Below are 26,390 nucleotides of genomic sequence, written 5' to 3'. Positions count from 1 at the left end.
GAGGTCGCCGCCGCGCGGGACTTCGTCACCACCCACCGGGGCGCCGTCGGGTGCCGGGCCCGCACCCGCCTCGCCGAGGCCGAGCGGCACCTGGGCCTCGCGCGCGGCGCCCGGGACCTGCGCACCATGCGCTCCGAGACCGGCCACGCCGACTCCCTGGCCCGCCAGGCCCGCGCCCTCGCCGAACACGACGTGGGCACGTACGGCACCCGCTACGACCCGGGCACCCCGCCCCCCACCCGCGCCCTGGGCGGCGCGCTCCTCGGCGGCATCATCCTGGCCGGCCTCCTCCCGGCGAGGTTCGGCGGCGGCGCGACCCGCGGCCGCCTGGCCGCGGGCTGAACACGTACGGCTCCCCGTACGGGGCCGTTCCGCCGGACCCTCGCCGCGGGGGGTTGCGCGCCGCGTCGGCGGGAGCTTTCGGTGGCCGCCGGCCCTGTTTCTCCGCCGGGGCGGGCACTCTCTTCGGCGTGCGCCGGCCCCTCTTCTCCGCCGCTGCGGCGATCGGCCACCGTGGCGGAATCCGGCGGTGCCCGGCCGCGGGAGGCCGTCCCGCGCCGCCGGGTTCCCCGGTGGGGGTTTCTCGCCGCGGCGGCGGGCGCTTTGTGGAGGGGCACCAACCCCTCTTCTCCGCCGCTGCGGCGATCGGCCACCGTGGCGGAATCCGGCGGTGCCCGTCCCGCAGGAGGTCGTCCGGCGCCGCCGGGCTCTCCGGTGGGGGTTCCTCGCCGTCGCGGCGGGAGCTTTTTGGCGGGCGCCGGCTCCGTTCCTCGGCGGCGGGCACTCTCTTCGGCGGGCGCCGGCCCCCCCTTCTCCGCCGCCGCGGCGCTCGGCCCCCGTGGTGGAACCCGGCGGTGCCCGGCCGCGGAAGGCCGTCCCGCGCCGCCGGGCTCCCCGTCAGGGGTGCTCGCCGCCACCGCGGCGATCGGCCCTGCCACGGCAGGATCTTCCCCCGCCCCGAAGGGCAAAAGACCAGGTCAGCGCCCCCGCCCCAGGCCTGCGGCAGCCGAACGCGGCGCGGGCCCGTACCATGGAAGTGGCCGCGGCGTGTTCTGCCCGGCGGGCGCGCGTGCCGGACCGTACGCGCCGCCATCCACGATTCCGGGAGAAGCGCCGCAAGTATGCCCACCCGCCACGACATTCGTAACGTCGCCATCGTCGCCCACGTCGACCACGGCAAGACGACCATCGTCGACGCCATGCTCAAGCAGGCCGGCGCCTTCGCCGCGCACCAGCTCGACTCCGTCGACGACCGCGTCATGGACTCGAACGACCTGGAGCGTGAGAAGGGCATCACGATCCTCGCCAAGAACACGGCGGTGAAGTACCACCCCAAGGACGGCGGCGAGCCGATCACGATCAACATCATCGACACCCCCGGCCACGCCGACTTCGGTGGCGAGGTCGAGCGCGGTCTGTCGATGGTGGACGCGGTCGTGCTGCTGGTGGACGCCTCCGAGGGCCCGCTGCCGCAGACCCGCTTCGTGCTCCGCAAGGCGCTCCAGCAGCGGAAGCCGGTCATCCTCTGCATCAACAAGACGGACCGCCCGGACTCCCGCATCGACGAGGTCGTCAACGAGACGTACGACCTGTTCCTCGACCTGGACGCCGACGAGGACCAGATCGAGTTCCCGATCGTCTACGCCTGCGGCCGTGACGGCATCGCGTCGCTGACCAAGCCGGAGGACGGCACCGTCCCCGCGGACAGCACCAACCTGGAGCCGTTCTTCTCCACGATCCTGGAGCACGTCCCGGCCCCGTCGTTCGAGGAGGACGCGCCGCTCCAGGCCCACGTCACCAACCTCGACGCCGACAACTTCCTCGGCCGCATCGCGCTGCTCCGCGTCGAGCAGGGCGAGCTGCGCAAGGGCCAGACCGTCGCGTGGATCAAGCGTGACGGCACGATCTCCAACGTCCGCATCACCGAGCTGATGATGACCGAGGCGCTCACCCGCAAGCCCGCCGAGGTCGCCGGCCCCGGTGACATCTGCGCGGTCGCCGGTATCCCCGACATCATGATCGGCGAGACCCTGGCCGACCCGGAGAACCCGGTCGCGCTGCCCCTGATCACGGTCGACGAGCCGGCGATCTCGATGACCATCGGCACCAACACCTCGCCGCTGGTCGGCCGCGGCGGCACGGGCAAGGGCGCGGACGCCAAGTCCGCGGTCAAGGACCGCAAGGTCACCGCCCGCCAGGTCAAGGACCGTCTGGACCGCGAGCTGGTCGGTAACGTCTCGCTCCGCGTCCTGGACACCGAGCGCCCCGACGCCTGGGAGGTCCAGGGCCGTGGCGAGCTGGCGCTGGCCATCCTGGTCGAGCAGATGCGCCGCGAGGGCTTCGAGATGACCATCGGCAAGCCGCAGGTCGTCACGAAGGAGGTCGACGGCAAGGTCCACGAGCCGGTCGAGCGCCTCACGGTCGACGTGCCCGAGGAGCACATGGGCGCGGTCACGCAGCTCATGGGCACCCGCAAGGGCCGCATGGACAACATGTCGAACCACGGCTCCGGCTGGGTCCGCATGGAGTTCGTCGTCCCGTCCCGCGGTCTGATCGGCTTCCGCACGGAGTTCCTGACGAACACCCGCGGCACCGGCATCGCCCACTCGATCCACGAGGGCCACGAGCCGTGGTTCGGCGAGCTGAAGACCCGTAACAACGGCTCCCTGGTCGCCGACCGCGCCGGTGCCGTCACCGCCTTCGCGATGACGAACCTGCAGGAGCGCGGCGTGCTCTTCACGGACCCGGGCACCGAGGTGTACGAGGGCATGATCGTCGGCGAGAACTCGCGCGCCGACGACATGGACGTGAACATCACCAAGGAGAAGAAGCTCACCAACATGCGCTCCTCCTCCGCCGACTCCTTCGAGGCGATCGTCCCGCCGCGCAAGCTGTCGCTGGAGCAGTCCCTGGAGTTCTGCCGCGACGACGAGTGCGTCGAGGTCACCCCGGAGGCGGTCCGCATCCGCAAGGTCGTCCTGGACCAGAAGGAGCGCGGCCGCACGGCTTCCCGTGCGAAGCGCTAAGGGCTGACCGCCCGTAAGCCCGAAGAATCCGAGAGGCCCGGTTCCGCCGCAGTTTCCCTGCGGCGGAACCGGGCCTCCGGCGTTTCCAGGTGACCCGGAATCAGTCAGTCCGTATTGATGCACGCCTGCAAAGGTTGTCCGAATAGCGGCCGGTGAACGCCGGAAGTTGTGTTAACAGTCCGTTTCGCGCCTGTCTGTCTGTGCTGGCTTTGTCCGGTTTTCGAACCTCTGGGGGTGCTCGATGTGACCAAAGCGAGACCCTTTAAGTGTGGTTTACAAGGCGGACGTACTTAATAGTTGGGTTCATTGAGCTCGGGTCAATGGGTCACGCGCTGTGGGGAGCGCCGACTCACGAGCACACTCGAGGTGCCGGTTCCGTCTCCGCTGTCAGGGGTGTCAGCGTGGGGCCGGCGCCTCTCGCATAGTGAAAAGTGGACTCTTGAGGAGGCATACCCATGCGCGGTGCCAAGAGCGCCAAGTGGGTCGTGGGCGCGATAGTCGTGGCGATGGCCGCGACCGCCTGTGGCGGCGGCAGCAACGACAGCGGTAAGGGGGGCGGCGCGACCTTCCGGCTCGGCATCACCGAGCCGAAGTCGATCGACCCCGTCAACGCCCAGGAGTCCGAGGGCACGCTGGTGGCCCGTCAGCTCTTCGTGGGTCTCTACGACGTGAACGTCGACGGCACCCTCAAGGCCAAGCTGGCGGAGTCCGCGAAGCCGAACGACGCCGGTGACGAGTGGACCTTCCAGATCAAGAAGGACACCAAGTTCACCAACGGCGAGCCCGTGAACGCCGAGTCGTTCATCCGCGGCTGGACCCGCGTCGCCACCAAGGCGTCCGCCTCCGACGTGGCGTACCACATGAGCGGCATCGCCGGTTACAAGGAGCTCAACGGCGGTTCGAGCGACAAGTTCTCCGGCCTGTCCGCCGAGGGTGACTACACCCTCAAGGTCAAGCTCTCCGCCCCGGACTTCGAGTTCGACAAGAAGACCGCCCACCCGGCCTTCAGCCCGATGCCGAAGGTCGCCGGCGCCGGCGACAACAAGTCGTTCAACGACGCCCCCATCGGCAACGGCCCCTTCAAGATGTCGGGTTCGTGGGAGCACAACAAGAAGATCTCCCTCGTCCGCAACGACGACTACGGTCTGGACAAGGCCAAGCTGGACAAGGTCGAGCTGGCGATCCTCAACCCGGCCAACGGCGTGACCCTGGAGTACAAGGGCTTCGAGTCGGGCCAGTTCGACTTCGCCCGCATGCCGGTCCCGCAGATGCCGGGCGCCAAGGCCAAGTACGAGCCCCAGAACGAGTGGATCAAGGCCGACGTCAGCGGCATCAACTACATCTCGCCGTTCAACGAGACCAGCCCGATGAACTCGGCCGACGCCCGTAAGGCCATCTCCTACGCGATCGACCGCGCGGAGATCGCCAAGGGTGTCTTCCAGGGTCTGCAGGAGCCCGCCACCGCCCTGCTGCCGCCGTCGTTCAAGGAGGTCTACAAGGCCGACGTGTGCTCCTCCTGCGTCAAGCAGGACAAGGCCAAGGCCAAGGAGTACGCGGAGAAGGCCGGCCTCAAGCCGGGCGACACCCTCGACTTCGGCTACAACACCGGTGCCGGGCACGAGGAGTGGGTGCAGGCCGTCGCCAAGCAGGTCGAGGACGTGCTCGGTCTGAAGGTCAAGCTGAACGGCCTGCCGTTCAAGGAGGCCCTGGAGAAGCAGCAGGAGAAGGGCGCCAAGGGCATCTGGCGTCAGGCGTGGACGGCCGACTACCCGACCGCCGACAACTTCTTCTCGCCCCTGCTCTCCACCGGCGGCATCAACCCGGACGCCAACGGCAAGGCGCTGGGCGACAACCGCGGCCGCTACAGCAACCCGAAGTTCGACGAGCTGCTGGTGAAGGCGCGTCAGACCAAGGACGCCGCCGAGCGCGCCAAGATCTACAACGAGGCCGAGAAGCTCGCGATCGACGAGGACCAGGCCGTCATCCCGACCTGGAAGCGCACCCAGTACCGCCTGGCGAACACCAAGAAGTTCACCGACATCAAGCTGGACTTCTTCGAGGACCCGAACCTCGCCGAGATCGGCGTCAAGTAACCGTCACCCTCCAGCCAGTCCCGTGAAGACCGTGGAGCCCCGAGCGAGAGCTTGAGGCTCCGCGGCCTTCGCCTGCAGCACGTCCCGGCCCGTGCGGCCGGGACGTGCGCGGCCGCCTCCCCACCTTCCCCGTAGCGGAGGCGACGGCGAACGCCCCACGGCGGCAGTAAGTCAAGGAGACATCGTGGGCAAATATGTGATCCGGCGGATCGGGCAGATGGTGGTCGTCCTCTTCGGCGCGACGCTCATCCTCTTCGCCTGTCTGTTCGTCCTCCCCGGAGACCCGGTCGGCTCGCTCGGCGGCGACAAGGCGCGTGACCCCGCCGTCGTCGAGCAGCTGCGCGAGCGCTACGGCCTGGACAAGCCCCTTGCCGTGCAGTACGGCAACTACGTGACCAATCTGGTCAAGGGCGACCTCGGCGAGGACTACACCCAGCGGCGCCAGGTGACGGAGGTGCTCGGCCCCAAGCTGGGCAACACCGCCAAGCTGGCCGTGGCGGCGATCATCATCGACGTGGTGATCGGCGTCCTCGCGGGCCTGGTGGCGGCCTTGTTCAGATACTCGTTCTGGGACGTCCTGGTCACCTTGCTCACGACCTTCGCCATCGGCTTCCCCAGCTTCGTCATCGGCATGGTGCTGCAGAGCACCTTCTCGGTGAACCTCGGCTGGTTCCCGCTGATCTCCGACGGGTCGTTCAACTCGATGATCATGCCCGCGTTCACGCTGGCCATCATCGACGCGGCCCTCGTCGCCCGCCTGATGCGCGGCACGATGCTGGAGGTGCTGCGCGCGGACTACGTCAAGACGGCCATCGCCAAGGGCCTTCCGCGCCGCACGGTGCTCCTCAAGCACGTCATGCGGAACTCGATCATCCCCGTGGTCACCTACATCGGCATCTCCTTCGGCGGCCTGCTCGGCGGCGCCCTCATCACCGAGGCGATCTTCAACTGGGACGGCATGGGCTACGCGCTGGTCACCGCGATCCAGCAGGGCAACAACCCGATCATCGTCGGCGTGGTCACGTACGGCGTCGCCGTCTTCGTCGTGCTCAACCTGCTGGTCGATCTGCTCTACGCGGTGCTCGACCCGCGGATCCGCCTCAGCTGACCGCCAGGTCACACCCGTTCTAGGAGTCACCCATGACTGAGCTCACAGAGAGCGCCCAGGGGCCGGACGCCGCGACCGCACCGACCGCCGCCGCGAACAACACCGCCGAGCCCGCACCGGCCCGCATCACCCAGTGGGGCGAGATCCGCCACCGCTACATGGCCAACAAGCTCGCCGTGGTCGGCCTCGTGCTGGTCGGCCTGCTCTTCATCGTCGCCGCCGCGGCGCCCCTGATCGCGACCCACGACCCGTACGCGCAGAACCTCGGCAACACGCTGGCCGACCCCAGCGGCGAGCACTGGTTCGGCACCGACGCCCTGGGCCGCGACCAGTTCTCCCGCATCATCTACGGCAGCCGCATCGCCGTCATCGTCGGTCTGGCCTCGATCTTCCTGGCCTGCCTGATCGGCTGCATCCTCGGCGCCCTGTCCGGCTACTTCGGCAAGGCCGTCGACAGCGTCATCATGCGCATCGCCGACATCTTCTTCGCGTTCCCGCTGCTCATCGGCGCGATCGTGATCATCCTGGTGATGGGCCGCGGCGTGCTGCCCGTCATCGTCTCGCTGGCCGTCTTCAGCTGGGCCACGGTCGCCCGTCTGCTGCGCTCCAGCATCCTGTCCGTCCGCGAGATGGACTACGTGACCGCCGCGAAGGCGCTGGGCGCGAGCACCACCCGCATCATCACGCGGCACATCATGCCCAACTCCATCGCGGCCGTGATGTCGTACGTGTCCTTCAGCGTCGGTACCGCCGTCGTGGCCGAGGCCTCGCTGTCCTTCCTCGGCATCGGCGTGAGCCCCGAGGTGCCCGAGTGGGGCAACATGATCTCCTCCGCCAAGGACTTCCTCGGCGTCAAGGACTTCCTGTGGGTCTACCCCAGCTCCGCGATCGTGCTGACGGTGCTCGGATTTGTCTTTGTCGGTGACGGGCTGCGCGACGCCCTCGACCCGAAGCTGCGTTGAGGAGAACGTCCCGATGACCACGACCGAAAAGACCGAAGGGGCGGCCGGCTCCGCGCCGCAGGACGCGAAGAAGTCCGCGCCCCTGCTCGACGTGCGCGACCTGCACGTCGAGTTCAAGACCCGCGACGGCGTCGCCAAGGCCGTCAACGGTGTCAGCTACAGCGTCGACGCCGGCGAGACCCTCGCCGTGCTCGGCGAGTCGGGATCCGGCAAGTCCGTCACCGCCCAGGCCATCATGGGCATCCTGGACTCGCCCCCCGGGCGGGTGGCCGGCGGTGAGATCCTCTTCCACGGCCAGGACATCCTGAAGCTGCCGGAGAGCGAGCGGCGCAAGCTGCGCGGCCCGAAGATGGCGATGATCTTCCAGGACGCCCTCTCCGCGCTCAACCCCGTCTTCTCCGTCGGCAACCAGCTCGGCGAGATGTTCCGGGTGCACCAGGGCATGTCGAAGAAGGACGCCAAGGCCAAGGCGATCGAGCTGATGGACCGGGTGCGCATCCCGGCCGCCAAGCAGCGCGTGAACGACTACCCGCACCAGTTCTCGGGCGGCATGCGCCAGCGCATCATGATCGCGATGGCGATGGCCCTGGAGCCGGACCTGATCATCGCCGACGAGCCGACCACGGCCCTCGACGTGACCGTCCAGGCCCAGGTCATGGACCTGCTCGCGGAGCTGCAGCGCGAGTACAACATGGGCCTGATCCTCATCACGCACGACCTGGGCGTGGTGGCGGACGTCGCCGACAAGATCGCCGTGATGTACGCGGGCCGGATCGTGGAGACCGCGCCCGTGCACGAGCTCTACAAGCGTCCCGCCCACCCGTACACCCGGGGCCTGCTGGACTCGATCCCGCGCCTGGACCACAAGGGCCAGGAGCTCTACGCGATCAAGGGTCTGCCGCCCAACCTCCTGCGGATCCCCACCGGCTGCGCCTTCAACCCGCGCTGCCCCAAGGCGCAGGACGTCTGCCGCGCGGACATCCCCGCCCTGCTCCCGGTCACGGAGCAGGACGGCACCGAGCTCGACGGCCGCGGCAGCGCGTGCCACTTCTGGAAGGAAACGATCCATGGCTGAGCTGAGCAAGCAGGCCGGCAAGGCCGAGGCGGCCGGTCAGCGGGAGCCGATCCTCCAGGTGCGCAACCTCGTCAAGCACTTCCCGCTGACGCAGGGCCTGCTCCTCAAGAAGCAGGTCGGCGCGGTCAAGGCCGTGGACGGGATCTCCTTCGACCTGTACCAGGGCGAGACGCTGGGCATCGTCGGCGAGTCCGGCTGCGGCAAGTCCACGGTCGCCAAGCTGCTGATGACCCTGGAGACGGCCACCTCCGGCGAGGTCCTCTACAAGGGCCAGGACATCACCAAGCTGTCCGGGCGTGCGCTGAAGGCGGTGCGCCGCAACATCCAGATGGTGTTCCAGGACCCGTACACCTCGCTGAACCCGCGGATGACGGTCGGCGACATCATCGGCGAGCCCTTCGAGATCCACCCCGAGGTGGCGCCCAAGGGCGACCGGCGCAAGCGCGTCCAGGAACTCCTGGACGTCGTCGGCCTCAACCCGGAGTACGTCAACCGCTACCCGCACCAGTTCTCGGGCGGTCAGCGACAGCGCATCGGCATCGCCCGCGGCCTGGCGCTCAACCCCGAGATCATCATCTGCGACGAGCCCGTCTCGGCGCTGGACGTCTCGGTGCAGGCGCAGGTCATCAACCTGATGGAGCGGCTCCAGGACGAGTTCAACCTCTCCTACGTCTTCATCGCGCACGACCTGTCCATCGTCCGGCACATCTCCGACCGGGTCGGCGTGATGTACCTGGGCAAGATGGCGGAGATCGGCACGGACGCCGAGATCTACGAGCACCCGACGCACCCGTACACGCAGGCGCTGCTGTCGGCCGTCCCGGTGCCGGACCCGGAGGCCCGCGAGGGCCGCGAGCGCATCATCCTCACCGGTGACGTGCCCTCCCCGGCCAACCCGCCGTCCGGCTGCCGCTTCCGCACCCGCTGCTGGAAGGCGGAGGACAAGTGCGCCGAGGAGGTGCCGCTGCTGGCCGTGCCCACGCTCTACCAGGGCAAGGACACCCCGGCGGCGCACGCGTCGGCGTGCCACTTCGCGGAGGAGAAGCCGAGCGTGGTGAGCGCGGCGTAACGCCGGCCGCCACGGACAGGGCTCCCCCGGTGATCCGGGGGAGCCCTTTCGTGTGGTTCGGGCGGGGGAGGCCTCGCGGAGGCGTCGCATACAGCCATATCGGGTGTTATCTGGTCCTAAGTGACACTTAGGACCAGGAGGCACTCCATGCGTGGAGCCACGCGCGCCAGGTGGGCCGTCTGCGCCCTGTCCGCCGTGCTCGCCGCGGCCGCGGCCGGGTGCGGCGGGGGCGGCGGCGGCTCCGGCGTCGTCCGCGCCTCCTGGGGCGACCCGCAGAACCAGCTGGAGCCCGCCAACACCAACGAGGTCCAGGGCGGCAAGGTGCTCGCGATGATCTTCCGCGGGCTCAAGCGCTACGACCCCCGCAGCGGCGCCGCCGAGAACATGCTGGCCGACAAGATCGAGACGTCCGACCAGCAGAACTTCACCATCACCCTCAAGGACGGCTGGACCTTCTCCAACGGCGAGAAGGTCACCTCCAAGTCCTTCGTGGACGCCTGGAACTACGCGGCCCTCGTCGACAACAAACAGAAGAACGCCTCCTTCTTCGAGTACGTCGACGGCTACGACAAGGTCCACCCGGCGAGCGGGCGCGCCACCGCCAAGACCCTCTCCGGGCTGGCCGTCAAGGACGACAAGACCTTCACGGTCAGGCTGCGCACCAAGTTCTCCACGTGGCCCGACACCCTCGGCTACGCCGCCTACGCCCCGCTGCCGCGCGCCTTCTTCGACGACCACGCGGCCTGGCTGCGAAAGCCCGTCGGCAACGGCCCGTACACCATCGACTCGTACGCCAAGGGCTCGGCGATGAAGCTCACCCGCTGGGACGGCTACCCGGGCGACGACAAGGCCCGGAACAGCGGCGTGGAGCTGCGGGTCTACACCGACAACAACACCGCGTACACCGACCTGCAGGCCGGCAACCTCGACCTCGTCGACGACATCCCGAGCGCCCAGCTCAAGAACGCCAAGACCGACCTCGGCGACCGCTACATCAACCAGCCGGCCGGCATCATCCAGACCCTCGTCTTCCCCATGTACGACCCGAACTGGTCGAAGAGCGGCATGGAGAAGGTCCGCCGCGGCCTGTCCATGGCCATCAACCGCCAGCAGATCACCGACCAGATCTACCAGAAGACCCGCACCCCGGCCACGGACTGGACCTCACCGGCCCTCGGCGACCAGGGCGGCTACAAGGCCGGCCTGTGCGGCGACGCCTGCACCTTCGACGCCGCCTCCGCCAAGAAGCTCATCCAGGACGGCGGCGGCCTGCCCGGCGGCCGGATCACCCTCACCTCGAACGTGGACACCGGCTCCCACCGGGTGTGGATGGACGCCGTCTGCAACAGCATCAACAGCGCCCTCGGCAACGACAAGGCCTGCATCGTCAACCCCGTCGGCACCTTCGCCGACTTCCGGAACCAGATTTCTGAGCAGCGCCTCAGCAACCCCTTCCGCTCCGGCTGGCAGATGGACTACCCGCTGATCCAGAACTTCCTCCAGCCGCTCTACTACACGGACGCCTCCTCCAACTACGGCAAGTTCAGCGACCCGCAGTTCGACAAGCTGGTCGACGAGGCCAACGCCGAGGGCTCCCAGGCCGCGGCCAACGCCAAGTTCCACGACGCGGAGAAGATCCTCGCCCGGGAGATGCCCGCCATCCCGCTCTGGTACCAGAACGGCAGCGCCGGCTACTCCGACCGGGTCTCCGACGTCACGCTCAACCCCTTCAGCGTGCCCGTGTACGAGCAGATCAAGGTCGGCTGACGCGTCCATGGGACGGTACGTGATCCGGCGCCTGCTCCAGATGGTCCCGGTGTTCATCGGCAGCACGTTCCTGATCTTCTTCATGGTCTACGCCCTGGGCGACCCCGTGGCCGCCCTCTTCGGCGACAAGGCGCCCGACCCCGCGACCGCCGCCCGCATCCGCCAGGAGCTCTACCTCGACGAACCCCTGTGGAAGCAGTACGGGCACTACATGGGGCAGATCCTCTCGGGCGAGTTCGGCACGGCCTTCAACGGCCAGCCGGTCACCGAGCTGATGGCCGGCGCCTTCCCGGTCACCCTGCGCCTCACCCTCGTCGCGATCCTCTTCGAGATCGTCTTCGGCATCACCCTCGGCGTCCTCAGCGGGCTGCGCCGCGGCCGCTCGGCCGACACCACCGTGCTCCTGCTGACCCTGATCGTCGTCTCCATCCCGACCTTCGTCAGCGGCTACGTGCTGCAGTACCTCTTCGGCGTCAAATGGGGCATCGTCTCGCCGTCCGTGTCCCCCGAGGCCCCCTTCGACGAGCTGCTGCTGCCCGGCATCGTCCTCGCCCTCACCTCCCTCGCCTACGTCACCCGCCTCTCGCGCACCTCCATCGCCGAGAACTCCCGCGCCGACTACGTCCGCACCGCCGTCGCCAAGGGCCTGCCGCGCCGCCGCGTCGTCACCCGGCACCTCCTGCGCAACTCCCTCATCCCCGTCGTCACCTTCATCGGCACGGACGTCGGCGCGCTCATGGGCGGCGCCATCGTCACCGAGCGGATCTTCAACATCCACGGCGTCGGCTTCCAGCTCTACCAGGGCATCCTCCGGCAGAACTCGCCCACCGTCGTCGGCTTCGTGACCATCCTCGTCATCGTCTTCCTGCTGGCGAACCTGCTCGTCGACCTCCTCTACGCCGTGCTCGACCCGAGGATCCGCTATGCCTGAGCCCGAGCCGAAGGAACCCGGGAGCCTCACCCCCGACGAGGCCGTCACCCCCGCCGGCGGCGGCGCGTCGTCCCTGGCCACCAGCGACGCCGAGACCCTCGAAGGCGGCCCGATCCCCGGCGGCACCGCGAGCGGCAAGGCCCGCAGCCTGTGGTCCGACGCCTGGCACGACCTGCGCCGCAACCCCGTCTTCGTGGTCTCCGCGCTGATCATCCTCTTCCTGGTCCTGATCGCCCTGTGGCCCGGCCTCATCGCGAGCGGCAACCCGCTCGCCTGCGACCTCGCCAAGGCCCAGGAGGGCTCGCAGCCCGGCCACCCCTTCGGCTTCGACACCCAGGGCTGCGACGTCTACACCCGCACCGTCCACGGCGCCCGCGCCTCCATCACCGTCGGCATCTGCGCCACCGCCGGCGCCGCCCTCCTCGGCAGCGTGCTCGGCGGGCTGGCCGGCTTCTTCGGCGGCTGGTGGGACGCCCTGCTCTCGCGGGTCGCCGACATCTTCTTCGGCATCCCCATCATCCTGGGCGGGCTCGTCTTCCTCTCCGTCGTCACCGGCGGCTCCCTGTGGCCCGTCGTCGGCTTCATCGTGCTGCTCGGCTGGCCGCAGATCTCCCGCATCGCCCGCGGCTCCGTCGTCACCGCCCGGCAGCACGACTACGTCCAGGCCGCGCGGGCCCTCGGCGCGGGCAACACCCGGCTGCTGCTGCGGCACATCGCCCCCAACGCCGTCGCCCCCGTCATCGTCGTCGCGACCATCGCCCTCGGCACGTACATCGCCCTGGAGGCCACCCTGTCCTTCCTGGGCGTCGGCCTCAAACCGCCCACCGTGTCCTGGGGCATCGACATCTCCAACGCCTCCACCCAGATCCGCAACGCCCCCCACATGCTGCTGTGGCCCGCGGGCGCCCTGAGCATCACGGTGCTGGCGTTCATCATGCTCGGCGACGCGGTCCGCGACGCCCTCGACCCCAAACTGCGCTGAGGAGCGGGCGGATGCACGAGGCACAGGAGGCGACCGACACCGCCGCACCCCTGCTGGACGTACGCGACCTGCACGTGGAGTTCCGCACCCGCGACGGCGTCGCCAAGGCCGTCAACGGCGTCAGCTACAGCGTCCGCGCCGGGGAGACCCTCGCCGTGCTCGGCGAGTCCGGCTCCGGCAAGTCCGTCACCGCCCAGGCCGTCATGGGCATCCTCGACTCCCCGCCCGGCCACGTCACCGGCGGCGAAGTGCTCTTCCGCGGGCAGGACCTGCTCACCATGGGCGGCGAGACCCGCCGCCGGCTCCGCGGCGCCAAGATCTCCATGATCTTCCAGGACGCGCTGTCCGCCCTCAACCCCGTGATGAGCGTCGGCGCCCAGCTCGGCGAGATGTTCACCGTCCACGACGGCATGACCCGCCGCGACTCCCTCGCCAAGGCCGTCCAGATGATGGAGCGCGTCCGCATCCCCGCCGCGAAGGAACGCGCCGGCGACTACCCCCACCAGTTCTCCGGCGGCATGCGCCAGCGCATCATGATCGCCATGGCGCTGGCGCTCGAACCCGACCTCGTCATCGCCGACGAACCGACCACCGCCCTCGACGTCACCGTCCAGGCCCAGGTCATGGACCTCCTCGCCGAACTCCAGCGCGAGTACCACATGGGCCTCGTCCTCATCACCCACGACCTCGGCGTCGTCGCCGACGTCGCCGACCGGATCGCCGTCATGTACGCCGGGCGGATCGTCGAGACCGCACCCGTCCACGACCTCTACGCCGCGCCCGCCCACCCCTACACCGCCGGCCTGCTCGGCTCCATCCCCCGCCTCGACCACAAGGGCAAGGAACTCCACGCCATCAAGGGCCTGCCGCCCAGCCTCACCGACATCCCCGCCGGCTGCCCCTTCAACCCGCGCTGCCCGCGCGCCCAGGCGATCTGCCGCACCGACCGGCCGCCGCTCTTCGACGTCGCGCCCGGCCGCGCCAGCGCCTGCCACTTCTGGAAGGAGACCCTCGACGATGCCGGGTAACGGCGAGGCCATTCTGGAGGTGCGGGACCTGGTCAAGCACTACCCCCTCACCCGGGGAATCCTCTTCAAGAAGCAGGTCGGGGCCGTGCACGCCGTCGACGGCGTCTCCTTCGACCTGCGGCGCGGCGAGACGCTCGGCATCGTGGGGGAGTCGGGCTGCGGCAAGTCGACGGTGGCGAAACTGCTGGTCCATCTGGAGCGGCCGACGTCCGGCCGGATCCTGTACAAGGGCGAGGACATCACGCGACTGTCGGGACGGGCGCTGAAGGCCGTGCGCCGCAACATCCAGATGGTCTTCCAGGACCCCTACACCTCGCTCAACCCGCGGATGACCGTCGGCGACATCATCGGCGAGCCCTACGACATCCACCCCGAGGTCGCGCCCAAGGGCGACCGGCGCGCCCGGGTCCGCGAGCTCCTCGACGTCGTCGGCCTCAACCCCGAACACATCAACCGCTACCCGCACCAGTTCTCCGGCGGGCAGCGGCAGCGGATCGGCATCGCGCGGGGGCTCGCGCTGCGGCCCGAGATCATCGTCGCCGACGAGCCGGTCTCCGCGCTCGACGTCTCCGTCCAGGCCCAGGTCGTCAACCTGATGGAGCGGCTCCAGGACGAGTTCGACCTCGCGTACGTCTTCATCGCCCACGACCTGTCCGTCGTCCGGCACATCTCCGACCGGGTGGCGGTCATGTACCTCGGGCGGTTCGCCGAAGCGGGCACGGACGCCCAGATCTACGAACACGCCACGCACCCCTACACGCAGGCCCTGCTCTCCGCCGTGCCCGTCCCGGACCCGCGGGCACGGGAGGCCCGCGACCGGATCATCCTGACGGGGGACGTGCCCTCGCCGGCCCACCCGCCGTCCGGCTGCCGGTTCCGCACGCGCTGCTGGAAGGCGCGGGAGAAGTGCGCGCGCGTCGTACCGCCGCTGGAGATCCCGGACTGGTTCCTGGAGGGCGGCGGCCCGGAAGCGCACGCGTCGGCGTGCCATTACGCGGAGGAACGCCCGCCGGCCGAATGAGGGCCCTGCCCTCTCCCTCCGCCGCGACGGCGCTCGGCCCCCGCCGGGCTGTTCGGCGGTGCCGTACGACCTGGGCCGGTCGGGCACCGCCGGGCTGCGCCGTTGTGGCGGGTCGCCGTCGCGGCGGGATTGTCTTGCCTGCGGCAACAGGGGGCTCGCGCTCGCGCCCTGGTTGTCGCCTCGCGACATCCCTCCGCCGCGGCGGTGATCAGCCACCGCCGGGCTGTCCGGCGGTGCCGTACGACCTGAGGCCGGTCGGGCACCGCCGGGTTGCGCCGTTGAGGCTGGTCGCCGCCGCGGCGGAGGGAATCGGCGGCCCTACAAGGCCGTGGAGTGTGCCGTCGTCGTCGGGGGTTCCGGGAAGTGGCAGGCCGACAGGTGGCCTTCCGCCGAGCCGTCCGCACGGACGAGTACGGGCGACTCGGTCGCGCACTTCTCCCGCGCCTTCCAGCACCGCGTGCGGAACCGGCACCCCGACGGCGGGGCGATCGGCGAGGGCACGTCGCCGGTGAGCCGGATCCTCTCGCGAGGGGGCGCCGTGCCGGCGCCCAGCACAGGCTCCGGCACCGCCGACAGCAGCGCGTGCGTGTACGGATGCCGCGGCCGCCCGTAGATGTCGTCCCGCGTGCCGGTCTCCACGATCCTGCCGAGGTACATGACCGCGACCCGGTGCGAGACGTGCCGCACGACGGCCAGGTCGTGGGCGATGAAGAGGAACGCGATCCCCAGCTCCCGCTGCAGCCGCTGCAGCAGGTTGACGACCTGGGCTTGGATGGAGACGTCCAGCGCGGACACCGGCTCGTCGGCGACGACGACCTTCGGTTCGAGGGCGAGGGCCCGCGCCACCCCGATCCGCTGCCGCTGCCCGCCGGAGAACTCGTGCGGGAAGCGGTTGTAGTGCTCGGGGTTGAGGCCCACGGTCTCCAGGAGCTCCCGCACGCGCGCCTCGCGCCCGCCCCGCGGCGTGATGCCGTTGATCTCCATGGGTCCGGAGACGATCCGCCCGACGGTCTGCCGGGGGTTCAGGGACGAGTACGGGTCCTGGAAGATCATCTGGATTTCGGAGCGGACGGGGGCGAGCTCCTTGCGGCTCGCGTGGCTGATGTCCCGGCCCCGGTAGAGGACCCGTCCGGAGGACGGTTCCAGGAGCCGGGTGAGCAGCCGTCCCGTCGTGGACTTGCCGCAGCCGGACTCGCCGACGAGGCCGAAGCTCTCCCCGGCCCGTACGGTCAGGTCGATGCCGTCGACGGCCCGCACGGCACCGACCGTCCGTCTGACGGGGAAGCCGCCGCGCACCGGGAAGTGCTTGGTGAGGCTTTCGGCGACGAGCAGCGGCTCGCCGCCCCGGGGGCTGTTGTCGTCCATGGCGCGCGCCTCTCCTCAGCCGAGCCGGGGCCGGATCTGCTCTGCGAACACGCTGCGCTGCCGCTCCTCGGTGAGGTGACAGGCGGCCCCCCGCCCGGGCGGCAGCTCAGGCCGCTCGGTGCGGCACCGGTCCCCTGCACCCCCGTCGACGTAGGAGACGTACGCGCACCGCGGGTGGAACGGGCAGCCCGGCGGCGGGGCGAGCAGGCTCGGCGGGGTGCCGGGGATGGGAGTGAGCGGTTCTTCGACGGAGGCGGAGAGCCGGGGCATGGAGCCCAGCAGTCCCCAGGTGTACGGGTGCCGGGGCGCCCGCAGCACCTCCCGTACGGGGCCCTGCTCGACGGCCCTCCCCGCGTACATCACGAGCAGGTCGTCGACGGTGCCGGCGACGACGCCCAGGTCGTGGGTGATGAGGATGATCGCCGCGCCGGTCTCCTGCTGGAGCTCCCCCAGCAGGTCGAGGACCTGCGCCTGCACGGTGACGTCGAGCGCGGTGGTCGGTTCGTCGGCGATGAGGAGCTCGGGGTCGCAGACCAGCGCCATCGCGATCATCGCCCGCTGCCGCATGCCGCCGGAGAACTGGTGCGGGTAGTCGTCGACGCGCAGCTCCGGCTGGGGGATGCCGACCCGCCGCAGCATCTCGACGGCCCGCAGCCGGGCCTCCCGCCGGGACGCGCCGGTGTGCTTGCGGTACGGTTCGGCGATCTGCCGGCCGACCGTGTAGTAGGGCGAGAGGGCGGTGAGGGAGTCCTGGAAGACCATCGCCGCCTTGTTCCCGCGCAGCTTCTCCAGGACGGACTCGGGCGCGCCGGTCAGCTCCTGCCCGTCGAGCAGGATCTCGCCGCGGATCTCGGTGGTGCGCGGGTCGTGCAGGCCGAGCACGGCGAGGTTGGTGACGGACTTCCCGGAGCCGGACTCGCCGACGATGCCGAGGGTGCGGCCGCGCTCCAGGGCGAACGACAGGCCGTCGACGGCCCGTACGGTGCCGTCCTCGGTGGAGAAGCGGACGCTCAGGTCCCGTACGGAGAGAAAAGCGGTCACTCGGATCCCCCTAGGCGAGCCGCACGCGCGGGTCGATGACGGCGTACGCGGCGTCCACCACGATGTTGGCGACGACGATCGCCGTGCAGCCGACGAGCATCACGGCCATGAGCGTGGGCAGGTCGGTCTCGCTCACCGAGGACACCGCGAGCCGCCCCAGCCCGTGCAGGCTGAAGGTGAACTCGGTGATGATCGCCCCGCCGAACAGCGATCCGAGGTCGATGCCGAAGATGGTGACGATGGGCGCGAGCGCGCCCCGCCAGGCGTAGCGGAAGAAGACCGTGCGCCGCCCGAGCCCCTTGGCGCGGGCGGTGCGCACGTGGTCCTCGCCGAGCTGTTCGATCATCTGGGAGCGCGTCATCCGGCTGTAGTTGGCGATGAAGATGATGGACAGCACCAGCCAGGGGATGAGCATCCCGGTGAACCACTTCACGGGGTTCTCGGTGATCGGGTAGTAGGCCGGGTTGTCCATCCAGTGCAGCCCGCTGACGAGCACGGCCAGTGCGATGACGCCGACGAAGTAGATCTGCAGGGAGTTGCCGACGAGCGACAGGGAGCTGAAGAACTTGTCGATCCAGGTGCCCCGGAAGGCCGCGGCGACCATGCCGATGCCCACGCCGACGACGAGGAAGACGGCGGCGCCGCCGAGGGTGATGGACAGGGTGGTGGGGAAGCGGTCCACGATCGTGCCCCAGACCGGCTGCTGGTTGGAGAAGGAGTAGCCGAAGCAGGGGGCCGGGCAGTGGCCGACGGTGAAGTCGCGGCCGGTGAAGATGCCCGCCATGTAGTGCCAGTACTGCACGGGGACCGGCTGGTCGAGGCCCAGGTTCTTGTTGATCAGGGCGACGGCCTCCGGGGTGCAGTTCTTGCCGCAGGACATCAGGGCCGGCTGGGAGGGCAGCGCGAAGAACAGGGCGAAGGTGATCGCGCTGATGAGCACGATGATGACGAGGGCGCCGAGCGAGCGGCGGGCGAGGAAGCGCAGCACGGCCGGCTACTTCACGTAGACGCCGGTCGGGTCGACCGTCCCGTAGACCGGCTGGTAGCGGACGCCGCCCAGGTTCGAGCCCCACAGGGAGAACTGGGTGTTGTAGAAGGTGGGCACGCCGGGCACGTCCTCGGTGAAGATCTTGTCGGCGAGCTTCTGCCACTCGGGGGCGGCCTTCTTCACGTCCGGGATCGCGCTGATGCGGTCGATCTCGGTGTTGACGGCGGAGTTGTTGAGGTGGCCGTAGTTCTGGGCGCCGTCGGCGATCTGCCGGCCGTCGAACAGCGGCGGCACGACGGTCGAGGAGACGGGCCAGTCCGCGCCCCACGAGGTGCGGTAGATGTCGAACTTGTTCTTGACCTCGGCGATCGCGGTCCGCCAGGTGTTGGAGTCGATCTCTTTCTTCTGCACCTTGAAGCCGGCCCGCTCCAGGGCCTGGGTGACGACCACGGAGACCTTCTGCTGGAGGTCGGTGTTGGGGTAGGCGTAGACGATCTCCTGGCCCTCCTTGCCGGCCTGCTTGAGCAGCTCACGGGCCTTGTCCGGGTCGCCGGCGGGCTTGGCCTTCTTCCCGAACGGGTCAGTCGGCTTGTAGCCGTCCATGGCGGGGGAGAGGTAGTTGGTGGCGAGCACCCCGGCGGTGGCGCCGCCCATCTGCTGGAGGATCTGCCCGTTGGGCATCGCGTAGGCGAGGGCCTTGCGGACGTTCACGTCCTTGAGCCGGTCCGTGTTGAAGCTGATGTAGTCCACGTACGGCTGGATCTCCACGAAGCGGCGCGCCTTGGTGTCGGCCTGGCCGAGGACCTTCTCGGTCATCTCCGGGGCGACGGCGTTGGTGAACGACAAGGTGTTCTTGTCGGCGCCCTGGTCGGCGAGGAAGCGCCGGGTGGAGTCCGCGTACTGGTGGCCGAAGCTGATCTCGAACCGGTCGGCGTACTGGTGCCGGATGGGGTCGGTCTTCGGATCCCAGTTCTCGTTGCGGACGAGAGTGAGCGACTTGCCCACCTTGTAGTCGCCGACCTTGTAGGGGCCGGAGGAGAAGGGGGCGTTGTCGTACTTGCGCTGGGTGTCCTTCTCGGCCTTGACGGGGCCGATGTTCGGCATGGCGGTCGCGAAGGGCGTGTCGGCGTGCGGCTGGCGGAAGTGGAAGACGATCGTCTTGTCGTCCGGGGTGTCCAGCACGGACGCCGGCAGGTGAGCGCCCTTGTATGGTCCGTCGGGCAGCGCCTTGCGGAAGTCGGCGCCGTCGCCGGAGAGCCACTGGGGGACGTACAGCGGGCCGTCGGTCTCGAAGGACGCGTAGAGCCGCTCGACGCCCCAGCGCACGTCCTTGGCCGTGATCGGCGAGCCGTCCTCGAACTTCAGCCCGTCCTTGAGGGTGAACTTCCAGGTCTTCCCGCCGTCGGAGGCGGTGCCCGCGTCGGTCGCGAGGTCGCCGACGACCTTGACGCGGCCCTTCTCGTCCACCTTGTACGAGGTGAGCGTGCGGTTGTAGAGCAGCTGGTTCGCCAGCATGTCGCTGTAGTAGATCTGGCCGGGGTCCAGGTGCACGAAGGCGTCGCGCTGCAGGACGCCGACCGTGCCGCCCTTCTTCGCGCCCGGCACCTCGGGGGCCGGCCCGGCCGAGTCCTCCTTGGTGCCGATCGAGTAGTTGGACGAGGTGTTCTTGTCCGTGCCGGGGCCCTCGCTCTTGCCCCCGCCTCCGCCCCCGCCGCCTCCGCTGCTGCACGCGGAGAGCACCAGGGCGCCGGCCGCGAGGGCGGCGGCGGAGGAGGCGAGGCGGCCTCTGCTCCTGCGGGATCGCGTCGTGGGCTTCATGGGTCGATGCACCTGCCTGTCCGTCGCTAGCCGGTTCTTGCGTGCACGTCCTCAGCGTCCGGTCCGCGGGTCGAAGGCGTCCCGGACCGAGTCCCCGAGCAGGTTGAAGGCGACCACGAAAACGATCATGGCGAGGCCGGGGAAGAAGATGTAGGTGATGTCGCTCTCGTAGTAGTGGGCGCCGTTGGCGAACATCCGGCCCCAGTCGGGCGTGGGCTCCACGATGCCGACGCCGATGAAGGACAGCCCCGCCTCGATGGTCACGAAGCTCGGCAGCATCAGCGTGGACTGCACCAGGATCGGCGTCCAGAGGTTGGGCAGCAGCTCCTTGGTGATGATCCGCCAGGGGGAGGCGCCCGTGACCTTCGCCGCCTCGACGAACTCCCGCTCCCGCAGGCTCAGCACCTGCCCGCGCAGCAGCCGCGCCAGCCCCATCCAGCCCAGCACCCACAGGACCAGAATCAGCGTCAGGACCCGCAGGTAGGTGGGGGTTTCCTTCTCCGGGCTCACGAAGAGCGAGTAGACGACCGGAGTGAAGGCGATGAACGACAACTGGCTGGGGAAGGCCAGCAGGAGATCGATGAAGCGGCCGAGCAGATAATCGGTCCGGCCGCCCAGGTATCCGGCCGTCACTCCGATGAGCACGCCGGTCACCACGCACAGGACGGTGGCCGCCGCGGCGATGAGCAGCGAGGTGCGGATGCCGTAGACGAGCTGCGTCAGGACGTCCCGGCCGAGGGTGGGTTCGAGACCGAACCAGAAGTCCCCGGACATCCCCCCGTTGGGCTTGACCGGGTAGCCGTACTCGTTGAGCAGACCCGGCTCGTCGAGCCCGTACGTCCGCGTCGGGTCCTTGCCGTAGAGCTTCGAGATGAGCGGCGCCGCCAGGGCGACCAGGAAGAAGAACGTCACCACGTAGGCCGACACGACACCCGGACGGTCGCGTTTGAAGCGCCGCCGCATCAGCTGTCCGGGTGATCTGCCGGCCGGCCCCGGTGGTGCCACCGGGGCCGGGGAAGGACTCGTCATCGCGTTCGATCCCCCGCACTGTCGTCGTGTCGATCCCTCGCGGATGCCGTTCCCGCGCGGAGGGTTGAGCGGACTTTGGCAACGGAGCCGCGGTCGGGTCAAGAGGGCTGCGCGACAGCGGCCGGGCGGAGCGCACTTCTTGAGCGAACGATGAGCGGATCGACGACGCGGCGTGCTTGACAGGGCGCCGGGCACGCCGCGCGGGGGGTCACTTCGTACGAGGGGTCACTCCATGCCGAGGGACCGCTTCAGGAAGGCGACCTGGAGCAGCAGGAGGTTCTCCGCGACCTGCTCCTGCGGGGTCATGTGCGTCACGCCCGACAGCGGCAGCACCTCGTGCGGGCGGCCCGCGGCGAGGAGCGCCGACGACAGCCGCAGGGTGTGCGCCGCGACCACGTTGTCGTCGGCGAGGCCGTGCACGATCATCAGCGGGCGGACTTGGTCCGCCGCCTCCGCCAGCCCCTCCGCGGTCACCAGCGAGTTGCGGTCGTACACCTTCGGGTGGTCGTCCGGGTGGCCGAGGTAGCGCTCGGTGTAGTGCGTGTCGTACAGCCGCCAGTCGGTCACCGGGGCGCCGGCGACGCCCGCGTGGAAGACGTCCGGGCGGCGCAGCACGGCCAGCGCCGCGAGGTAGCCGCCGTAGGACCAGCCGCGGATGCCGACCCGGCCCAGGTCCAGCGGGAACTCCCCGGCCAGCGCCTGCAGGGCCTCGACCTGGTCGTCCAGGGTGGCGCCCGCGAAGTCGTGGTGGACCGCCTTCTCCCAGGCGGGGGAGCGGTGCGGGGTGCCCCGGCCGTCGGCGACGACCACGGCGAAGCCCTGGTCGGCGAACCACTGCGAGGTCAGGTGGGCGTTGTGCCCGGCCACCACGCGCGGGCCGTGCGGACCGCCGTAGGGGTCCATGAGCACCGGAAGCGGACCGTCACCCTCCTGGTAGTGCGTCGGCAGGACGACGGCGCACGGGATCCGGCGCGCGCCCGCCTCGGTGAGCCGTGCGCGCGAGGTGAGCACCGGCGCTTCGGCATACGAGGCCACCACCGCCGCTTCCGCGCCGTCGCGCAGGACCCGGGCGGTGGACCCGGCGCGCTCCGGTACCGCCGACACCAGGACGCAGACCGCCCCCGAGCGCACGGCCGAGTGCCAGCCGCGCCCCTGCGAGACGCGCTCGGCGCCCTGCTCGCCCACGCGGTAGACGTGCGCTTCTCCCGTCTCCGGAGCCTCCGCGTCCGGCCCGGCGGAGGCGGAGACCAGCACGTCGCCGTCGCCCACGTCGAGCACGGCGCGCACGTGCAGCCGGCCGTCGGTCAGCTTCCGGTCGCCCACCACCAGCACCCGGGCGCCGTCCTCGTCGGCGATGCGCACCAGACGCCCGTCCGGGGTCCGGGCGGGAACACCGGGGAACAGTTCAAGCCACTTTGCGTCGTCCTCTTCATGGAGCACGCTCGTGGCACCGGTCTCCGGGTCCACGGACAGATACGCCTGGTGACGCTGGTCGCGCGACTGCACCAGCAGCAGCGGCGGACCGCCCGCCGACCAGTGCGCCTGCGCGAGATAGGGGTAGCGCCCGCGGTCCCACCGGACGTCCGTGCGGCTGCCGTCCAGGCCCAGCAGGGCCAGCGTCACCTCGGCGTTCGGGGTGCCCGCCGCCGGGTAGGCCACCTCGGCCGGCTGCCGGTCCGGATTGGCGGGGTCGGCGATCCACCAGCGCCGCACCGGCGCCTCGTCCACCCGCGCGGCCAGCAGCGACTCGCCGTCCGGCGCCCACCAGAAGCCGCGGTGGCGGTGCATCTCCTCCGCCGCGATGAACTCCGCGAGACCCCAGGTCACGGACGGGCCGTCGGGCTCGGCCAGGGCCCGGTCGGCGGTCTCCCCCGCCGCCGCGCCGGCCGCCGGCTCCACGTCGGCCACCCGCAGCGCGCCGCCCGCGACGTAGGCCACCCGGCGGCCGTCGGGAGAGGGGCGCGGGTCGGCCACGGGGCCGGGAACCGCCAGTTCACGGGCGGTGCCGCCGCGCAGCTCCGCCACGAACAGCCGCCCGGAGAGCGCGAACGCCGCCAACTCCGCCGCGCTGTCCACGGCGTACGCGACGACGCCCGCGGAACCCTCGCGCAGCCGCTCGCGGCGCGCCCGCTCCTCGGCCGACAGCTCCTCGGCGGCGCCGGAGAGCAGCACGGCCGGGTCGGCCGCCGGGAACTCCCGTCCGGAGGCGGGGTCGAGGACCCACAGGACACCCGTGCGATCGGTCCCGGAACGGGAGCGGAGGAAGACGACACGGGTTCCGTCAGGTGACACCGTGAACGCACGCGGCGCGCCGAGCGAGAACCGTTGCGTACGGGCGTACTGTCGCGGGAACGAGACTTGTCTGGTCATGGCGCCGAGCCTACGGCGGAGCGGCGAGAATCCGCCGTGCGCCCCGGAATTGCCCCCATGCACCCAGTGCTGGGTCACGCTCCGGAAAGTTATGATCACGGACGCATAGCCGATAAGTCCCGCGTGTCATCCGTCAACCGTCATCCGTCTCATGCGTCTCAACCGCGCGTATCTGGAGGTGAACCGCCGTGGCACTCTCGATTTCGGCGGTGGTGCTGCTGGCGATCGTCGTCTTCATGCTGTGCCGGAAGTCCGGGTTGAAGGCCGGCCACGCCGCGGTCTGCGTCCTGCTGGGCTTCTATCTGGCGAGCTCGTCACTCGGGCCGACGATCCACCAGGTGACCAAGAGCGCCACCGACGTGATCAGCAACATCAAGTTCTGAGGGCGTCCGCCCCGGGTCCGCGGGCGGGGCTCCGCCGGGCCCGCGGGACTCGTAGGCTGGTCCCATGACCGACAGCTCCTTCCTGCCGGGCCGCCGGCTCCTCCTGGTGCACGCGCACCCGGACGACGAATCCATCAACAACGGCGCGACCATGGCCAAGTACGCGGCCGAAGGGGCCCACGTCACCCTCGTGACCTGCACACTCGGCGAGGAGGGCGAGGTGATCCCGGCCGGGCTGGCGCACCTCACGGCCGACCGGGACGACCGCCTGGGCCCCTTCCGCGCCGGGGAGCTCGCCGCCGCCATGAAGGAGCTCGGCGTCACCGACCACCGCCTCCTGGGCGGCGCCGGCCGCTACCGCGACTCGGGGATGATGGGCGCCCCGCAGAACGACCGCCCCGACTGCTTCTGGCGCGCCGACGTCGACGAGGCCGCCGCGTCCCTCGTTGAGGTGATTCGCGAGGTGCGCCCGCAGGTGCTCGTCACCTACGACCCGGACGGCGGCTACGGCCACCCCGACCACATCCAGGCGCACCGCGTCGCCATGCGCGCCGCCGAGCTCGCCGGCGAGCCGGCCTTCCGCCGCGACCTCGGCGACCCCCACGAGATCGCGAAGATCTACTGGAACTGCGTGCCCTTGTCCGTCGTCGAGGAGGGCTTCGCGCGGCTGCGCGCCGCGGGCCGCGAGATCCCCTTCCCGGGCATCGCCTCCGCGGCCGACGTCCCGGGCGTCGTCCCCGACGACGAGGTCACCGCCGCCATCCCGACCGCCGGTCATGTGGAGGCCAAGGCCGCGGCGATGCGTGCCCACGCCACGCAGATCGCCGTGGACGGCCCGTTCTTCGCGCTCTCCAACGACCTGGGGCAGCCGATCCTCGCCGACGAGTACTACAAGCTGGTCCGCGGCACGGCCGCCGGCCCCCGCGAGGACGACCTGTTCGCCGGGGTGGAGGCATGAGCGGCATGACCACCCCCGTGACCGCCGGGCGCATCGCCGCGTACCTCGGCCTGTTCGTCCTCGGCGCCGCCACCGGCTTCGCCGGGGCGCTCACCCAGGGCGGCTGGTTCCCCGGCGGCCTGTCGCTCGCCCTGCTCGCCGTCGCGGGCCTCAGCTACGGCGCCGTGGCCGCCACGGGCACCCGCACCGGCGGCGCCGTGGCCGCCGGCGGATGGATCGTCGCCGTCATGCTGATGACCTCCAGCCGCCCCGAGGGCGACTTCTTCTTCGGCGCCGGAATCAGCTCGTGGGTCTTCCTGCTGGGCGGGATGGCCCTCGCTGTGATGTGCGCCACTGTCCCGAAGCTGCCGCAACCGGACGGACCTTCGGTCCGACTTGGCAAGTGACGTGACGATTTCCGCCTGAGCGCCGTCCGGCCCGTGCGCAGGTCGTCCGGCTTCCGCCGGACTTGTCCCGTGACGGGCCGACGGCGTGCGGGCACGCAGCGCGCTCCCGCCCGCCGGCGTGAACCGGCGGTCGTCAAGTGCGTGTGCGCGGTGCCCAGTATGGTGGTGCGCGCCGCCGAGCCGCCCGAGCGAGGTCATGACGGGCGGCGGAGCTAACCGGGAGAACCTGCTTTGAGCCGTGAATCTGACAGTTCGTCCTCCGGGCCCCAGGGCCGCGGTGGCGCCGCCTACCCGTCCGGGACCCCTCCGTACGGCAGTGAGGACCAGGCCCGTGCGGCCGCGGCCTCCAGGCCCGAAGAGCCCAAGACCGAGACCACGCTGACGACGCGGATCCGCATCAACATCCCGGGCTCGCGGCCCATCCCGCCGGTCATCATGCGCACGCCCGTCGAGGGCGAGGGTGCTCCCGCGAGCACGCCCGGCAACGGGTCCGGCAATGGGTCCGCGCCCGCGTCGGGGGGCTCCTCCACGCCCGCCAAGCAGGCTCCGGCCGCGGGCGGCGGCGCGCCCTCCGGCGAGCGCAAGGCCCAACTGCCGCGCCGCACCGCACAGGCGACGCCTCCCGGGCGCAAGCAGCAGGGCCAGGCCGGCTCCACGGAGCAGGGCGGCGGCAAGGGCGAGAAGGCCAGCGACTGGTTCGCGCCCCGCAAGGGGGGCGGCGCCACGCCTCCTCCGGCGGGCGGGCGTAAGACCGAACTGCCGCGCCGCCAGGCGGGCGCCGCAGCCGCAGGCGCGGGCGCCCCGCAGCACTCCGGCCCGCGCAACACGCCCCCGGCTCCCCCGGTGGGTCAGACCATGGGCGGCACGCCGTGGCCGGGTGACGCACAGACCACCGGCTCCGGCTCCGTGCCGCAGCAGCCCCGCACGCCCAACCCGGGCAACGGCTGGCAGCGCGACACCACGCACGGCGCCGCCGCCCCGCAGGCGGGC

Annotated in this window: 21 protein-coding genes and 1 pseudogene; 16 read left to right on the top strand and 6 right to left on the bottom strand. The window is 70.5% G+C overall.

Going from position 1 to position 26,390, the window contains the following annotated elements:
* From B7P34_RS37635 to B7P34_RS24995, 12 genes are all read left to right on the top strand, one after another.
* On the top strand, window positions 1-342 hold a 342-nt coding region (locus B7P34_RS37635), incomplete at its 5' end, for a hypothetical protein (RefSeq protein WP_286157510.1).
* 779 nt (window positions 343-1,121) lie between these two features.
* Window positions 1,122-3,026: a translational GTPase TypA gene (gene typA / locus B7P34_RS25045; protein WP_106680052.1), complete on the top strand. Its 1,905-nt coding sequence runs from the start codon at window positions 1,122-1,124 to the stop codon at window positions 3,024-3,026.
* A gap of 455 nt (window positions 3,027-3,481) precedes the next feature.
* Entirely contained in the window at window positions 3,482-5,119 is a 1,638-nt protein-coding gene (locus B7P34_RS25040; RefSeq protein ID WP_106680050.1) for a peptide ABC transporter substrate-binding protein, read from the top strand.
* A gap of 184 nt (window positions 5,120-5,303) precedes the next feature.
* Window positions 5,304-6,227: an ABC transporter permease gene (locus tag B7P34_RS25035; RefSeq protein WP_223268203.1), complete on the top strand. Its 924-nt coding sequence runs from the start codon at window positions 5,304-5,306 to the stop codon at window positions 6,225-6,227.
* Window positions 6,228-6,259: 32 nt separating this feature from the next.
* Window positions 6,260-7,189, top strand: a complete 930-nt coding sequence (locus tag B7P34_RS25030; RefSeq protein ID WP_106680048.1) for an ABC transporter permease — start codon at window positions 6,260-6,262, stop codon at window positions 7,187-7,189.
* A gap of 13 nt (window positions 7,190-7,202) precedes the next feature.
* Window positions 7,203-8,264 carry an ABC transporter ATP-binding protein gene (locus B7P34_RS25025; RefSeq protein WP_106680046.1) on the top strand — a complete coding sequence of 354 codons (1,062 nt, stop codon included), beginning with the start codon at window positions 7,203-7,205 and terminating at the stop codon, window positions 8,262-8,264.
* Complete coding sequence (locus B7P34_RS25020) at window positions 8,257-9,333, top strand: ABC transporter ATP-binding protein (protein WP_106680043.1); 1,077 nt, start codon at window positions 8,257-8,259, stop codon at window positions 9,331-9,333. The genes B7P34_RS25025 and B7P34_RS25020 overlap by 8 nt, the downstream gene beginning before the upstream one ends.
* Window positions 9,334-9,480: 147 nt before the next feature.
* Window positions 9,481-11,100 (top strand): peptide ABC transporter substrate-binding protein, encoded by a 1,620-nt coding sequence (locus B7P34_RS25015; RefSeq protein ID WP_106680041.1) that lies wholly within the window; start codon window positions 9,481-9,483, stop codon window positions 11,098-11,100.
* A gap of 7 nt (window positions 11,101-11,107) precedes the next feature.
* The gene (locus tag B7P34_RS25010) at window positions 11,108-12,031 is read left to right on the top strand and encodes an ABC transporter permease (RefSeq protein ID WP_106680039.1); all 924 of its coding nucleotides are present in this window, start codon (window positions 11,108-11,110) and stop codon (window positions 12,029-12,031) included.
* Window positions 12,024-13,013 carry an ABC transporter permease gene (locus B7P34_RS25005; RefSeq protein WP_106680037.1) on the top strand — a complete coding sequence of 330 codons (990 nt, stop codon included), beginning with the start codon at window positions 12,024-12,026 and terminating at the stop codon, window positions 13,011-13,013. Before B7P34_RS25010 ends, B7P34_RS25005 begins: the two co-directional genes overlap by 8 nt.
* 11 nt (window positions 13,014-13,024) lie before the next feature.
* Window positions 13,025-14,041 (top strand): ABC transporter ATP-binding protein, encoded by a 1,017-nt coding sequence (locus tag B7P34_RS25000; protein WP_106680035.1) that lies wholly within the window; start codon window positions 13,025-13,027, stop codon window positions 14,039-14,041.
* A complete protein-coding gene (locus B7P34_RS24995) occupies window positions 14,031-15,062 on the top strand; it encodes an ABC transporter ATP-binding protein (protein ID WP_106680033.1) in 1,032 nt (343 codons plus the stop codon). The genes B7P34_RS25000 and B7P34_RS24995 overlap by 11 nt, the downstream gene beginning before the upstream one ends.
* A 318-nt stretch (window positions 15,063-15,380) precedes the next feature.
* Here the strand turns inward: B7P34_RS24995 and B7P34_RS24990 are convergent, their stop codons facing one another.
* The 6 genes from B7P34_RS24990 to B7P34_RS24965 all read right to left on the bottom strand — a co-directional run bounded on the left by B7P34_RS24990 (window position 15,381) and on the right by B7P34_RS24965 (window position 23,673).
* Window positions 15,381-16,427 (bottom strand): ABC transporter ATP-binding protein, encoded by a 1,047-nt coding sequence (locus tag B7P34_RS24990; protein WP_106680031.1) that lies wholly within the window; start codon window positions 16,425-16,427, stop codon window positions 15,381-15,383.
* Window positions 16,428-16,442: 15 nt separating this feature from the next.
* Window positions 16,443-17,468, bottom strand: a complete 1,026-nt coding sequence (locus tag B7P34_RS24985; protein WP_223268202.1) for an ABC transporter ATP-binding protein — start codon at window positions 17,466-17,468, stop codon at window positions 16,443-16,445.
* A 10-nt stretch (window positions 17,469-17,478) separates the two neighbouring features.
* Entirely contained in the window at window positions 17,479-18,456 is a 978-nt protein-coding gene (locus B7P34_RS24980) for an ABC transporter permease (RefSeq protein ID WP_106680027.1), read from the bottom strand.
* 6 nt (window positions 18,457-18,462) lie between these two features.
* Window positions 18,463-20,274, bottom strand: coding sequence for an ABC transporter substrate-binding protein (locus tag B7P34_RS24975; protein WP_106680025.1), 1,812 nt, complete (start codon window positions 20,272-20,274; stop codon window positions 18,463-18,465).
* A 51-nt stretch (window positions 20,275-20,325) separates the two neighbouring features.
* Entirely contained in the window at window positions 20,326-21,303 is a 978-nt protein-coding gene (locus B7P34_RS24970; protein ID WP_106680023.1) for an ABC transporter permease, read from the bottom strand.
* 225 nt (window positions 21,304-21,528) lie between these two features.
* A complete protein-coding gene (locus B7P34_RS24965; protein ID WP_106680021.1) occupies window positions 21,529-23,673 on the bottom strand; it encodes a S9 family peptidase in 2,145 nt (714 codons plus the stop codon).
* Window positions 23,674-23,861: 188 nt separating this feature from the next.
* Here B7P34_RS24965 and B7P34_RS24960 point away from each other — a divergent pair, with 188 nt between their 5' ends.
* The 4 genes and pseudogenes from B7P34_RS24960 to B7P34_RS38830 all read left to right on the top strand — a co-directional run.
* Window positions 23,862-24,056 carry a hypothetical protein gene (locus tag B7P34_RS24960; RefSeq protein ID WP_030366139.1) on the top strand — a complete coding sequence of 65 codons (195 nt, stop codon included), beginning with the start codon at window positions 23,862-23,864 and terminating at the stop codon, window positions 24,054-24,056.
* A 64-nt stretch (window positions 24,057-24,120) separates the two neighbouring features.
* The gene (mshB, locus tag B7P34_RS24955) at window positions 24,121-25,014 is read left to right on the top strand and encodes an N-acetyl-1-D-myo-inositol-2-amino-2-deoxy-alpha-D-glucopyranoside deacetylase (protein ID WP_106680019.1); all 894 of its coding nucleotides are present in this window, start codon (window positions 24,121-24,123) and stop codon (window positions 25,012-25,014) included.
* A gap of 5 nt (window positions 25,015-25,019) precedes the next feature.
* Window positions 25,020-25,400: a DUF6113 family protein gene (locus B7P34_RS24950; protein WP_223268201.1), complete on the top strand. Its 381-nt coding sequence runs from the start codon at window positions 25,020-25,022 to the stop codon at window positions 25,398-25,400.
* A gap of 231 nt (window positions 25,401-25,631) precedes the next feature.
* Window positions 25,632-26,390, top strand: a pseudogene (locus B7P34_RS38830) (hypothetical protein); the annotation flags it as partial.

The sequence above is a fragment of the Streptosporangium nondiastaticum genome, assembly GCF_003011965.1.
GTDB lineage: Bacteria > Actinomycetota > Actinomycetes > Streptomycetales > Streptomycetaceae > Streptomyces > Streptomyces nondiastaticus.
Note: the sequence above shows the minus strand (reverse complement) of the source record. Positions and strands in the feature narration are given on the sequence as shown.